12 protein-coding genes are annotated in these 12,859 nt (G+C 47.7%); 1 reads left to right on the top strand and 11 read right to left on the bottom strand.

Going from position 1 to position 12,859, the window contains the following annotated elements; translation table 11 throughout:
* Positions 1-163: 163 nt before the first annotated feature.
* Both OGH69_RS12040 and fumC read right to left on the bottom strand, forming a co-directional pair.
* Positions 164-652 carry a GNAT family N-acetyltransferase gene (locus tag OGH69_RS12040; RefSeq protein WP_265174726.1) on the bottom strand — a complete coding sequence of 163 codons (489 nt, stop codon included), beginning with the start codon at positions 650-652 and terminating at the stop codon, positions 164-166.
* 558 nt (positions 653-1,210) lie between these two features.
* Positions 1,211-2,608, bottom strand: a complete 1,398-nt coding sequence (gene fumC / locus OGH69_RS12035) for a class II fumarate hydratase (RefSeq protein WP_265174725.1) — start codon at positions 2,606-2,608, stop codon at positions 1,211-1,213.
* A gap of 216 nt (positions 2,609-2,824) precedes the next feature.
* Here fumC and OGH69_RS12030 point away from each other — a divergent pair, with 216 nt between their 5' ends.
* On the top strand, positions 2,825-2,989 hold the full coding sequence (locus OGH69_RS12030) for a hypothetical protein (RefSeq protein ID WP_265174729.1): 165 nt from the start codon (positions 2,825-2,827) through the stop codon (positions 2,987-2,989).
* Positions 2,990-3,468: 479 nt separating this feature from the next.
* Here OGH69_RS12030 and OGH69_RS12025 read toward each other — a convergent pair whose 3' ends face one another.
* The 9 genes from OGH69_RS12025 to OGH69_RS11985 form a co-directional block, all read right to left on the bottom strand.
* Complete coding sequence (locus OGH69_RS12025; protein WP_265174724.1) at positions 3,469-5,274, bottom strand: acyl-CoA dehydrogenase family protein; 1,806 nt, start codon at positions 5,272-5,274, stop codon at positions 3,469-3,471.
* 22 nt (positions 5,275-5,296) lie between these two features.
* Positions 5,297-5,668, bottom strand: a complete 372-nt coding sequence (locus tag OGH69_RS12020; RefSeq protein ID WP_265174723.1) for a four helix bundle protein — start codon at positions 5,666-5,668, stop codon at positions 5,297-5,299.
* Between the two features lie 36 nt (positions 5,669-5,704).
* Positions 5,705-6,889, bottom strand: a complete 1,185-nt coding sequence (locus OGH69_RS12015) for an acetyl-CoA C-acyltransferase (RefSeq protein ID WP_265174722.1) — start codon at positions 6,887-6,889, stop codon at positions 5,705-5,707.
* A gap of 73 nt (positions 6,890-6,962) precedes the next feature.
* Positions 6,963-9,353, bottom strand: coding sequence for a 3-hydroxyacyl-CoA dehydrogenase/enoyl-CoA hydratase family protein (locus tag OGH69_RS12010; protein WP_265174721.1), 2,391 nt, complete (start codon positions 9,351-9,353; stop codon positions 6,963-6,965).
* 37 nt (positions 9,354-9,390) lie between these two features.
* Positions 9,391-9,849, bottom strand: a complete 459-nt coding sequence (locus tag OGH69_RS12005; protein ID WP_265174720.1) for a MarR family winged helix-turn-helix transcriptional regulator — start codon at positions 9,847-9,849, stop codon at positions 9,391-9,393.
* A gap of 93 nt (positions 9,850-9,942) precedes the next feature.
* Entirely contained in the window at positions 9,943-10,650 is a 708-nt protein-coding gene (locus tag OGH69_RS12000) for a DUF2071 domain-containing protein (RefSeq protein WP_265174719.1), read from the bottom strand.
* Between the two features lie 5 nt (positions 10,651-10,655).
* Positions 10,656-11,195, bottom strand: coding sequence for an RNA 2'-phosphotransferase (locus OGH69_RS11995; RefSeq protein WP_265174728.1), 540 nt, complete (start codon positions 11,193-11,195; stop codon positions 10,656-10,658).
* 75 nt (positions 11,196-11,270) lie between these two features.
* Complete coding sequence (locus tag OGH69_RS11990; RefSeq protein WP_265174718.1) at positions 11,271-12,269, bottom strand: hypothetical protein; 999 nt, start codon at positions 12,267-12,269, stop codon at positions 11,271-11,273.
* 50 nt (positions 12,270-12,319) lie between these two features.
* Positions 12,320-12,694, bottom strand: a complete 375-nt coding sequence (locus OGH69_RS11985; RefSeq protein ID WP_265174717.1) for a YegP family protein — start codon at positions 12,692-12,694, stop codon at positions 12,320-12,322.
* Between the last annotated feature and the right edge of the window lie 165 nt (positions 12,695-12,859).

Raw genomic sequence — 12,859 nt, 5'->3', positions numbered from 1 at the left:
TCACCTCATTCTTTTTTTATTTAAAAATATGAACAATCTTATTAAGTTATCAGTCTCCCCCGGACCCCCTCTTTTAAACATCATCATCAAGAGGTAATTTAATCTTTCAAATCTAAAGGTCTTCTTTGTGAACCTTTATGTAATAGCTTTTGTAAAATGCTACTTAATCCAGGATTAACTGAATGAACATCAAATCCAGCCATTTCCCAAACTTATACCCTGCCTCTTTGATTACCCCGGTCTCCGTAAACCCGAATTTCTTATGGAATGTGATACTTCCAATATTGCTCGCATCAATACCGCCTACCATACAATGGTAGCCGCCTTCTTTCGCCAGGCGTATCAGCTCTGCCAGCAGTAGCCTGCCGACGCCTTTACCTTCCTGCCCCGGGGCCACGTAAACCGAATGCTCAATGGTAAACCTATATCCCTGCTTGAACCGGAATGGCCCGTAGGTACCATAGCCCACAACGGTATCGCCCTCCAGGGCAACAATAACCGGCCAGTTGCCGTCTTGCTTTTCGGCAAACCATGTTTCGATATAGGCATAAGGCTTTGGGTCGTAATCGTACAGTGCCGTACTATGCAGGATGTTGTGGTTTACGATATCGAGTATGCCGTTGAGGTTTTCTGATTGAGCGATTTTTAACATAGCTTTAATTTTTAACATTTTTTTTCCCTAAAAAGTTCTACTAAATTTACAACGTTTTCGTGAAAATCAAGATTAGTCCTTATTAAGTTGAAACAGGGACTTTAAAAACTGAAAGTAGGCATAATAATCAACAACCATAATAAAACAATAGTCAAAGTGATATAAATGGTGCAACTATTGGCGGAGTAAGGGGTGCTGTGGTTGGTGGTGGTGCAGGTGGAATTGGCGCAGTATCAGTGCCCTTGTTGGAGGACTTATTTCAGCATGTGTAGGTTCGGCTGCATGAGGTCTATCACAGTATTTTGGACTTTCAGGTTGGCTATAATTTATAAATTATGAATAAATTTCTCATAAACTTAAGTCAGGTGAAATGTGGAAACTGTGGTCTTCAACAACCATACTTTCGAATACCTGCCAATTGGCGCCAGTTTTTGTGGGGTGGAACTACTTGCAAAAGATGTTGTGCGGAACTTGACAAGTGGGGAAAAGTTATTAAGTTGAACAATTAATTATTAAGAAGCCGTCTGAATCCAGACGGCTTTCTCAATTTTAACAGATTTACTTCAACGATCCCACCATGTCCTCAGGCTTCACCCAGGCATCAAAATCCTCAGGAGTTACATAGCCAAGGCGTACGGCTTCGTCTTTTAGCGTAGTGCCGTTCTTGTGGGCGGTCTGTGCAATCTCGGCTGCTTTGTAGTAGCCGATTTTGGTGTTCAGCGCGGTAACCAGCATCAGTGAGTTGTCTACCAGCTCCTTAATACGGGTATAGTTCGGCTCGATGCCCTGTGCACAGTGCTCGTCGAACGATACGCACGCATCGCCCAATAGCCTCGCCGATTGCAGGAAGTTGGCAGCCATAAGCGGCTTGAACACATTAAGCTCATAGTGGCCCTGTGTTCCGCCGATAGTTATGGCCACATCGTTACCCATAACCTGCGCACACACCATGGTCATGGCCTCGCACTGGGTAGGGTTCACTTTGCCCGGCATGATAGACGATCCCGGCTCGTTCTCAGGGATGAATATCTCACCAATACCCGAGCGCGGCCCCGATGCCATCATACGTATGTCGTTGGCGATCTTGTTAAGCGATACCGCAAGCTGCTTCAGCGCGCCGTGGGTTTCCACAATGGCATCGTGTGCAGCAAGCGCTTCAAATTTATTTTCTGCGGTTACAAACGGAAGCCCGGTGAATTTAGCGATGTACTCCGCTACTTTCACGTCATAGCCTTCCGGTGTGTTAAGGCCTGTTCCCACGGCAGTTCCCCCCAGGGCCACCTCGCTAAGGTGGGCAAGCGTGTTCTTAACAGCTTTAAGGCCGTAGTTTAGCTGTGCCACATAACCCGAAAGCTCCTGCCCAAGAGTCAGCGGGGTAGCATCCATAAGGTGCGTACGGCCGATTTTTACTACGTTCATATATTCTTCCGACTTCTTTTTCAGCGTGTCGCGAAGTTTCTCAACGCCCGGTATAGTTACTTCCACAACCGCTTTATAAGCCGCGATGTGCATCCCGGTTGGGTAGGTATCGTTAGAGGATTGTGACTTGTTCACATCGTCGTTGGCTTTCAGCACGGGTTCGCCTTCACCGATCTTTCCGCCGGCCAAAACCTGCGCACGGTTAGCCACCACTTCGTTTACGTTCATGTTGCTTTGTGTACCCGAACCTGTCTGCCAGATCACCAATGGGAACTGGTCGTCCAGCTTGCCTTCAAGTATCTCGTCGCACACCTGCGCTATGGCATCGCGCTTTTCAGCAGAAAGGACACCCAGGTCGTGGTTGGCATAGGCAGCAGCCTTTTTCAGGTAGGCAAAACCGTTCACTATCTCTTTCGGCATCGAGCCGGAAGGGCCTATCTTAAAGTTGTTCCTAGAACGTTCGGTTTGTGCGCCCCAGTATTTGTCGGCAGGCACCTGAACCTCACCCATGGTGTCTTTTTCAATCCTGTATTCCATTTTTTCAGAATGTTTTATTGTTGTATTTGTTTATAAGATTCAATTTCCTAATTGCCTGACAAAGTGAAGGGCAATCGTGAAAGCCTGCCAAAATTAAGCATTCCGCAACCGTTTGAAAAATGATTTCGTAAATAATTTTGCTGTTTTTTTGCTCACGGGTGTTGGTAAAAAAAATAATTCCACCTATCTTTGAGCCTGAATTTAATAAGCACTATTATGGAATTTTCACAATACTTAGGTTTTCTGGCTTTTCTTACCATCGCCACAATTGGTTTTTGGCTGATGATGTTCCTTGTTGGTTTTGTTGGCTACTGGGTTACCGGTGCGGCAATGGAACTTGTAAAAGAAAAACAAGCCGAGAAGAGAAATAAGGATAAGTAACCTTGTATTGTACTAAAATATACTGAATCCCGCCTTTTGCGGGATTTTTTGTTTCTACCCGCTAAAACTGAAAACTGCGACTGCGACTGTTTTTTGGGCGTGTCCCTTCCCATTCCAAAGGCCAAAGCGCGGGCCGGGCCATCCGCTCTATCTGCCTTCGTTCCTCCGGCAGGATGCCGCTTCTGTCCCTCACGCAAACGGTGCGCATGATGTTTACGTTCCACCTGGCCGTCCTGTCATTGCGAGCGTAGTTTACGGAGCGCGGCAATCTTTCCTCGTGGAGACATTAAAGAGTGGACATGGAAAGATTGCTTCGTCGTTCCTCCTCGCAATGACTGGCGTTTGGAAAATCTGTGTAAATCTGCCAAAATCCGTGTCATCTGCAGCTTGCCAAGCTTTAGCATGGATCCCTTTAAACCAAAAAACCGCCCCGGAAAAAATCCTGAAGCGGTCCTATCTTAACTTAAAAACTAAAATTCTTAATACGGATAGCTGTTCTCAGCTACGATCTTAGCGGCAATGGTCTCACGAAGCGCCACCACATTCGGCATGTTGTTGTACTTTGTAAAGCGCCTTAAGCCCATCATCATCATGCGCTGCTCATCGCTTTCGGCAAACGAGGCAATTCCTTCTTTTCCTTTCGTATTCACAAGGTCAACAGCATGGTACAGGTACAACTGTGCCATGGCGATCTGCTCCTTTACATTTCCAGTGCCTTTGTTTTTGGCCAGCTTCTCCGTACGCAGCACAACCGATTCGGCCATGTAGATCTCGATAAGGATATCGGCTGCAGCCATAAGCAGTTGTTGGTGCTGGTCAAGATCGGGGCCGTATTTCTGCACTGCCGAACCTGCTACCATCAGGAACGCTTTTTTAAGTTTTCCGATCATTTCCTTTTCTTCTGCAAACAGTTCGGAGTAATCCGGGGTATCGAACGACGGTATTCCCATCAGCTCTTCCGCGACTTTCATGGCCGGGCCAAGCAGGTCTACGTGGCCTTTCATGGCTTTTTTGATAAGCATGCCCACCGACAGCATACGGTTGATCTCGTTGGTACCCTCATAGATACGTGCAATGCGTGCGTCACGCCACGCGCTTTCCATCGGGGTATCTTCAGAGAAGCCCATGCCGCCAAAGATTTGGATGCCTTCATCCGAACAATTCTGTATATCTTCCGACACTGCGACTTTAAGTATAGAACATTCGATGGCAAATTCTTCCACGCCTTTCAATTCGGCATCCTGGTGCGATTCGCCATTGGCAACACGCGCGGCAATGCGGTCCTGGATATTTTTCGCTGCCCTGTAGCACGCGCTCTCCCCGGCATAGCAATTGGTCGCCATTTCGGCAAGCTTGGCACGAATAGCGCCAAAATTCGCGATAGGGGTGTTGAACTGGATGCGCTCGTTGGCATATTTTGCCGCACCGCTTGTTACCCTTCTCTGGGCATCAAGGCAGGCTGCGGCCAGTTTTATACGGCCTACGTTCAGTGCGTTCATGGCAATCTTGAACCCATTGCCACGCTCCGAAAGCATATTCTCCACAGGTACTTTCGTCTCATTAAAGAAAACCTGGCGGGTAGAGGAGGCCCTGATGCCCAGCTTGTGCTCTTCCTCACCAAGCGAGATGCCGTTGGAAGGGTCATTTTCTACAATGAAGCCTGTTATGTTCTTATCGTCTTCAATGCGTGCGAATACAATGAACAGGCTGCAGAAACCGGCATTTGATATCCACATTTTCTGCCCGGTGATCTTATAATGCGTGCCGTCCTCGCTCAAAACCGCTTTGGTCTTTCCCGAATTGGCATCGCTGCCTGCGCCCGGCTCGGTAAGGCAATATGCGCCAAACCATTCCCCCGAAGCGAGTTTCGGTACGTATTTCAGTTTTTGCTCTTCAGTGCCGTACAGCGTTATCGGCATGGTGCCAATACCTGTATGTGCCCCAAATGCTGTTGAGAATGAACCCGTCGCGCCCGAAATATAGTCGCACACCAGCATCGTGTCCACAAAGCCCATTCCCAGTCCGCCGTACTCTTCCGGAACGGCAACTCCCAGGAACCCGAGTTCGCCCGCCTTGCGCATGGCTTCTTCAGTAAAGGCATAATCCTTTTTCTCAAAGCGCTCCTTGTTCGGCCATACCTCACGGTCAATGAATTCCTTTACGCTGTCGCGCATCATGATCTGCTCCTCCGTAAAGTCTTCCGGAGTAAAAATGTCTTCCGATCTCGTTTCCTTAACCAAAAATTGGCCGCCACGGGCAAGTTGTTTATCGATTGTATCAGACATATGTTTTATTTTAAATTTTGAATTATAAATTTTGAATGGGTTGTGAGATGTTTTCCTGAGATGTCTTTATTATTTTTGTGATGATATTTACAATATGTTCAACTTCTTCCAAATAGCCTGTTATTGGAATAGTTGTCAGCTCTGACTTATCAAGAAGTCTTAACCAATATTTCGTTTCCCTTGCTTCTTTGGACGCTATCGACATTTTGCTGATAAAGTCTCGTTTCGATTGTGCTGCGATAGCTTCCTCTACGTTTGCGCCTATGCTGGTGCCTGATCTCAATAATTGTTTTGAGATAATGAATTCGTTTTCCTTCTTCAGTTGAATGTATAACGATATAATTTTTAACGAAAAATCAAAAGTCTTATTCGCAATGATATTATCGGTCTTCATCAACATTCAAAATTTAAAATTCATCATTTAAAATAATTAAACGAGCTCAAAAACCCCTGCCGCTCCCTGGCCTGTTCCCACACACATGGTCACCATGCCGTACTTGTTGCCTCGGCGCTTCATTTCGTCAAACAGCTGCACTGACAGTTTTGCGCCTGTACATCCGAGCGGATGGCCTAAGGCAATAGCACCACCGTTCACGTTCACGATGTCTTTATTCAGTCCCAGCTCACGGATTACGGCCAGCGACTGAGAAGCGAATGCCTCGTTCAATTCAATAAGCTGTATGTCATCCAGTTCCAGCCCGGCCATTTTCACGGCTTTCGGGATGGCTTTCACCGGCCCGATGCCCATGATCCTTGGCTCCACACCGGCTGCGGCATAGCTCACCAGTCGGGCGATGGGTTCAAGGTTCAGCTCTTTTACAAGCTCTTCGCTCATCACCATTACGAATGCCGCACCGTCGCTCATTTGCGATGACGTACCTGCAGTAACGCTTCCGTCTGCCGCAAAAACGGGCTTCAATTTGCCTAGCGCTTCCACCGATGTATCGGCACGCGGGCCTTCGTCTTTGGTAACGGTATAATTTTTAGTGGCCTTTTTGCCATTGGCATCGATATAGACCTGCTCCACGGTGATAGGCACGATCTGTTTGTCGAACTTGCCTTCCGCCTGTGCCTTCAGTGCTTTTTGGTGCGACTGGTACCCGAATTCATCCTGGTCCTCACGCGACACCTTGAACTGTTTCGCAACAGCCTCGGCAGTAAGCCCCATGCCCCAGTAGTAATCTTCGTGGCCTGCTTTTGCGGCCTGGTAATCCGGTACCGGCTTGTAGCCACCCATCGGGATGTAGCTCATGCTCTCGGCCCCACCGGCAATGATGCAGTGTGCCATGCCGCTTTGTATCTTGGCCGTTGCCATCGCAATGGTTTCCAGCCCCGAGGCGCAATAACGGTTCACCGTCACGCCCGGCACATCGTCCACTTTCAATCCCATCAGGGAAATAAGGCGCGCGAAGTTGAGGCCCTGCTCGGCTTCGGGCATGGCGTTGCCCACCATTACGTCATCGATGCGGGTCTTGTCAAATTCCGGCAGCTCATTCATCATGAACTGTATGGTTTCCGCGGCCAGTTCGTCCGGACGTTTAAAACGGAACACACCTTTCGGGGCTTTACCCACGGCTGTCCTGTATGCTTTTACTATATATGCTGTCTTTGTCATTATTTTAAATTTTGAATTTTAAATTATGAATTAACCGAATCATTTAAAATTTATAATTCAGCATTCAAAATAATTAATTCCTAAGCGGTTTGCCTTTCGTTAGCATAAACTGTATCCTCTCCAGTGTCTTGCGCTCTCCAGTTAATGATAGAAATGCTTCCCTTTCCAAATCAAGAAGGTACTGCTCACTCACCAAAGTCGGCTCACTCAAATCGCCGCCCGCCATTACATAGGCCAGCTTGTTGGCGATATTCTTGTCGTGCTCGGAGATGTAATGCCCGGCTTCCATGCTGTCGGTACCCACGAGGAACATGCCCAGTGCCTGTTTGCCCAGCACTTTTACATCCTTGCGGCGTATCGGTGCGGTATAGCCGGCTTCTGCCAACAGTTTTGCATACTTCTTGGCTTCGGCGATCTGCCTGTCTTTGTTGACTACCACAACGTCCTTGCCTTTTTGCAGGATGCCGAGGTCGAAAGCTTCATAAGCCGATGTCGATACCTTTGCTGTACCGATAGTCAGGAAGTACTCGCGCAGCACGTTCAGCTCCACGTCGTCCTTATGCCACAAGTCGGATGCACGCAGCGCCATCTCTTTCGATCCGCCGCCGCCCGGTATCACGCCCACGCCAAATTCAACCAGTCCGATATACGTTTCTGCTGCCGCAACAACTTTATCAGCGTGCATGCTCATTTCGCAGCCGCCGCCCAGGGTCATGCCGTGTGGTGCCACGACTACCGGGATGGAGGAGTAGCGAACGCGCATCATGGTGTCCTGGAACATTTTGATAGCCATGTTCAGTTCATCGTATTCCTGCTCTACCGCCATCATGAATATCATCCCAATGTTGGCACCTACGGAGAAATTCGCCGCCTGGTTGCCTATCACGAGGCCGTCATATTCTTTTTCGGCAAGGTCGATGGCCTTGTTGATGCCCTGCAGCACCCCACCGCCAATGGTGTTCATCTTGCTCTGAAACTCCAGGTTGATGATGCCGTCACCCAAGTCCTGGATAATGGCATCGCTGTTGCTCCATATCTTTTTGCTTTCGCGGATGTTGTCGAGGATGATGAAGGCATCCTGCCCCGGAATCTTCTTCTGTGATTTGGACGCAATGTCGTAGAAGTATTTCGCGCCGTCTTTTACGGTGTAGAAGCTCGTGTTGCCGCCAGCCAGCATCTCATTCACCCATGCCGCCGGTTCAGCGCCATTGGCCTTAATGAGTTCGATACCCTTTTCAACGCCCACCGCATCCCATATCTCAAATGGGCCGTTTTCCCAGCCGAATCCGGCCTTCATGGCATCGTCTATCTTGTAAAGGTCGTCGGTAATTTCTGGGATGCGGTTGGAAACGTAGGCAAACATCCCCGCGAAGTTCTTGCGGTAAAATTCGCCTGCCTTATCAGTACCGCCAACCAGTACTTTAAACCTGTTTATAGGTTTGTCAATGGTTTTGGTCAGTTCCAGCGTAGCGAATGATGCTTTCTTCTGCGCACGGTATTCCATCGTGTCAAGGTCAAGCGACAGGATGTCTTTGTCGACCTTCTTGTAAAAGCCCTGGCCGGTTTTGCTGCCCAGCCATTTGTTCTGCATCATGGTGTCGATGAAGCCCGGCAGCTTGAACAACTCGTGTACTTCATCGTTCGGGCAGTTTTCATAGATACCGTTGGCAACGTGTACCAATGTATCAAGCCCCACCACATCTACAGTGCGGAAGGTAGCCGACTTAGGCCTGCCGATAACAGGGCCGGTAAGCTTGTCAACCTCTTCAATGGTAAGCCCCATTTCCTTAACCTGGTGGAAAAGGCTCATGATGCCGTAAATACCGATGCGGTTACCAATGAAGGCAGGGGTGTCTTTGGCTACAACCGAGGTCTTGCCAAGGAACTGCTCGCCATAGTTGTTAAGGAAGTCCAGTACTTCAGGTGAAGTTTTCGGACCCGGTATGATTTCAAATAGTTTAAGGTAACGCGGCGGGTTGAAGAAGTGTGTGCCGCAAAAATGTTTCTGGAAGTCCTCACTGCGGCCTTCGCTCATGAAGTGGATGGGAATACCCGAGGTATTCGAGGTGATCAGTGTGCCGGGCTTGCGGTATTTTTCAACCTGCTCAAATACTTTCTGCTTGATTTCCAGTTTTTCAACCACCACCTCGATGATCCAGTCTACATCGGCGATCTTTGCCATGTCGTCCTCGGTGTTGCCGGTGGAAATGCGGCTGGCAAATTTCTGGTGGTAAATAGGGGAGGGCTTCGACTTGAGCGAGTTGGCCAAATGCTCGTTCACAATGCGGTTGCGCACGGCTTTGTCCTGCAATGTCAAACCTTTTTTCTGTTCCGCTTCGGTGAGTTCCCTGGGCACGATGTCCAGCAGGAGCACCTCCACGCCTATATTGGCAAAGTGGGCCGCGATCGCCGACCCCATTATGCCGGAGCCGATAACGGCTGCCTTCTTAATAGTGCGTTTCATTATTATAGTAAGTTTTTTGGTAATGCTTTCGCATTGTTTATTTGTTTGTGTCCGGTTCGTCCGGGTTGAATATCAGCTTGTCGGCTATCAGTTCGTTGATGGTCTCGGCCACCTCCATGAAGTGTGCGAGCTTTTCTTCCGATACGTGCTGACGTATCACATCGTTGAACTTCAGTACCCTGTCGCGCGAGAGTTCCCTCTTTTCCTTGCCCAGCTTGGTGAGGTGTATCAGCACCCCACGGCCGTCTACCGGGTTTTTCTTGCGCACTATCAGCCCTTTCTCCTCCATCGACTTCAGCGTGCGGGTAAGGCTGGTGGGTTCCATCCCCATTTGCGGGCCTAAGGCTGTCGAGGGGATGCCGTTGTCCTTGTCTATCGAAAGGAGCGCAAATCCTACCGACATGCTGGCACCGTATTTCGAGGCCTCTTCGTTATACATTCGCGATACTGCCTGCCATGTGGCCCTCAGTACGTAGTCTATCGTTTTATCTTTCATCAGTTTGGTTGTTTCAAATATACAAAAAATTATTATGCACGCATATTAAATTTGAAAAAAATTACACTTGCGAAATTGTTTTCGCGGTTTTGATTATTTACTGGCGACGTTGAGCCACTCGTGCTCTATGTTTTTCATTAATAATGCATTGTCAAATACTACCGATCCTTTTGGGAACATCGCCTCATTTTCAAAATATGATGACTTTACAGAGGCAACTTCCAAAGGGATCATTTCCCATTTATAGGTAGTAAGGCATACACCGTCAAAATTATTTTTATTAGGGGAGTAGCCAATACAGCCTTTTTCAAAGAAACCCGATGCTTCATCTAAAGATTTAAATATGGAGTTTTCAGGATATGTTCCAATCACCTTTGCTTCAATTGCAATTTGTGTGGCATCATCGCTGGTGAATGCGATATTGTAATTGCCATTTGCTTCTTTCACATCAAATTTTGCCAAATGATGCTTTCCCGGAAAGATCCGTCCGCCCGCAATTGCATTTGTAAAAGATGACGTGTCCCTCCTCGGAATGAATACACCTTCTTTAGTTCCGCCGCCTTCATCCCATTCAACCGCGAATCTGTGCGCACCATTTTCAGATGCAATTCCAACTAAGTCAGGCAGCCCTTTTGGTTTTATATGCTTTAAGCGGATAAGGCAAATACCGCCAATGGCTTTTCCTTCGCAGAGTTTTGGACGAAAGGGAGCCGGAATCACCTTGCGCGCCACTTCGGCATCAATCGTATAATTGATGAGTATCCTCCTGTCGATGTAGCCGTGTATAGTTGGAATTCTCATATCCTTTATTTTATATACCCCGCAGGTACCCCATCCGTCAGCCAAACCCCATTCTCCGAAAGGAAAAATTCGTACCCATCGTTGTGCATCTGCAATGCCAGTACTTCAAGTATTACCGGTTTACCGTGCCTGCCGCCCACATTTGTCGCCGTGGCTTTATCCAGGCTGAGGTGTACATGGTGGCGGTTGCCTTTACGGATGCCTTCCTTCAGTATTGCTTCTACATTGTGCCCGGCAGTGCCGTGGTACAGTATTTCTGGTGGTGCCAGTGGCTCATAACCCAGCTCAATCTCCAGCGAATGTCCCTGGCTGGCACGTATCCGGTCTTTAGCATCGTTAAACGAAAAGCGCTTTTTGCTGTTGGTGTCCACTACGTGATTGAGCAGCTCCATATCTATTTTCGTTCCGTGCTTATGCATTTTTTCGAGCAGTACTGTTACATCGGCCCAGCCGTTGGCATCCAGGGTAAGGCCAATGGCTTCGGGCTTGTGCCGAAGTACATAGCTTAGGAACTTGCTTATCTGTTTGGTGTCTTTTTCGCTGATCATAAGGTATTTATGGGTAAAGGTAAATATAGCGAAATTTAAGGGAATAAAAAACTCCCCGCAGGGAGTCGCTGATTATTTACCGAAGTTATTGTTATAATCAATGAAAGCATTGGAGAAATACGGCTCAGTGTCTACACGCGGATCCAGTGTAAAACGCCTGTAAAACACATAGCCCTGGTTTTGGGCGAGGTCGGGCATGTGTTTGGTCATGTACTCTTTAATGTCTTTGGCTTCCTGTACCTGCGCTTCATAGTCACTTCCCGGCACATTTGAAATATAGTGTATCGCCGGATACAGCCCTTTTTCGTGAAAAGCCATGTCAAAGTCAAATATCTGCGGGCTGGAGCTGATGGCGCCTATGCGTATCGGATACTTGCTATACGCTGCTTCAATCTTCTTAGCCAGTTGGTCGCGGTATTTCAGTATCTCTTTTTTGTCTTTATAAATAATGTGGTCACCGGAATGTTCCACAAGGTTGCGGGCGCCGTGGGCATGTACATAGGCATCAATCATAAATCCGCGCTTCTCCCAGCTTTTGGCCATTTCAAACATATATGCCGCGGTTTTGCCTAACATAGCATACCTTACCGGGAAAACCTTATCCAGTACCCACTCATCGTCTTCGAGGTTATAAATGGCGGCTACAAGATAATGTTGCTGCTCGTTGGGCTGGATCTGCAGTACTGATACATAATATTCAGGTGTGTTGTTATGGAAGCTGACAGAATAACCGTGCTTTCCCGAGGTAACCATAACAGGTCCCGACCCGCCGTCTTCCGAATAAAATTCATCCACAATCTCGTAAGTATGCGGCATCTGCGGGTTAAAGTAAATCTCATTGACCAATTGCATCAGGGCAGTATCTTCCTTTTCGCCAAAGCGCTTCGTGCCCAGCCTCCGGTAACCGCGCGAAGTATTCTTCCACAGTGCGGCTACGAGCGATTGGTTAAGCGGCTTAAAGGTTTCGCGAAATTCCTTGTCGATGTCTTCGTTAACGGCAACAAGAGTAGGGGAGCAGCCCGCAAGCAATAACCCCGCGAGCACAAAAAGCAAGAGTAGAGGTTTGTTCATTGGTAGTTGTAAAATGCTAAAATAGAAAATTAAAGCAGATCAGGCAATGATTATTCTGCTTCCGAAAAAACCTCCTCCGCATCGGGGAATACAAACTCATTTTCCGAAAAATCCAGCGTATCGGCAGGCGGCACATACTTCATTACCTCGTCAATGCCCTTGCCGTAGGCGTACTCCGAACCGTATTTACGGCTCGTAGCGATTACCAGCCCGTCCTTCGAAAGCCTGAAGAAATACTTGCCCGCCGCCGTCTTGTTCTTCGTCAGTACAAGTGTGGCAATGTTCTCGCGTATCTCGGCAATCATAAGGTGGCAAAACTCCTTTTCCTTACAGGCCATGCCCGTAAAAATTGTTTTTCCCCTGCGGGAGTTGAAAGTAAATTTAAAGTCACCGTTATCGCGCTTACTGATCACGAACATCCCCATAATGCCTGCTGAATTTTAGTAGTGTTTTTTTGAAGGATGCAAAATAACAGAATTCCCCAGAACAATTCCGTACTTCCGTTTTTTGTTTTTAACATTAACTTTTTGTTGGGATTTTTACTGTTTGCAGGCAAAAAAATCCGTGGACATCTGTTTAATCAACATAAT

The organism is Flavobacterium sp. MFBS3-15 (assembly GCF_026107645.2).
Taxonomy (GTDB): Bacteria; Bacteroidota; Bacteroidia; order Flavobacteriales; family Flavobacteriaceae; genus Flavobacterium.
Note: the sequence above shows the minus strand (reverse complement) of the source record. Positions and strands in the feature narration are given on the sequence as shown.

Bases quoted from the DNA above. Each gene is read 5' to 3' on its own strand.
- OGH69_RS12030 (WP_265174729.1), top strand. From the start codon at position 2,825: ATGGAATTTTCACAATACTTAGGTTTTCTGGCTTTTCTTACCATCGCC.
- OGH69_RS11985 (WP_265174717.1), bottom strand. From the start codon at position 12,694: ATGGGGATGTTCGTGATCAGTAAGCGCGATAACGGTGACTTTAAATTT.
- OGH69_RS12015 (WP_265174722.1), bottom strand. From the start codon at position 6,889: ATGACAAAGACAGCATATATAGTAAAAGCATACAGGACAGCCGTGGGT.
- OGH69_RS12005 (WP_265174720.1), bottom strand. From the start codon at position 9,849: ATGAAAGATAAAACGATAGACTACGTACTGAGGGCCACATGGCAGGCA.
- OGH69_RS12000 (WP_265174719.1), bottom strand. From the start codon at position 10,650: ATGAGAATTCCAACTATACACGGCTACATCGACAGGAGGATACTCATC.
- fumC (WP_265174725.1), bottom strand. From the start codon at position 2,608: ATGGAATACAGGATTGAAAAAGACACCATGGGTGAGGTTCAGGTGCCT.
- OGH69_RS12020 (WP_265174723.1), bottom strand. From the start codon at position 5,668: ATGAAGACCGATAATATCATTGCGAATAAGACTTTTGATTTTTCGTTA.
- OGH69_RS12025 (WP_265174724.1), bottom strand. From the start codon at position 5,274: ATGTCTGATACAATCGATAAACAACTTGCCCGTGGCGGCCAATTTTTG.
- OGH69_RS11990 (WP_265174718.1), bottom strand. From the start codon at position 12,269: ATGAACAAACCTCTACTCTTGCTTTTTGTGCTCGCGGGGTTATTGCTT.
- OGH69_RS12010 (WP_265174721.1), bottom strand. From the start codon at position 9,353: ATGAAACGCACTATTAAGAAGGCAGCCGTTATCGGCTCCGGCATAATG.
- OGH69_RS12040 (WP_265174726.1), bottom strand. From the start codon at position 652: ATGTTAAAAATCGCTCAATCAGAAAACCTCAACGGCATACTCGATATC.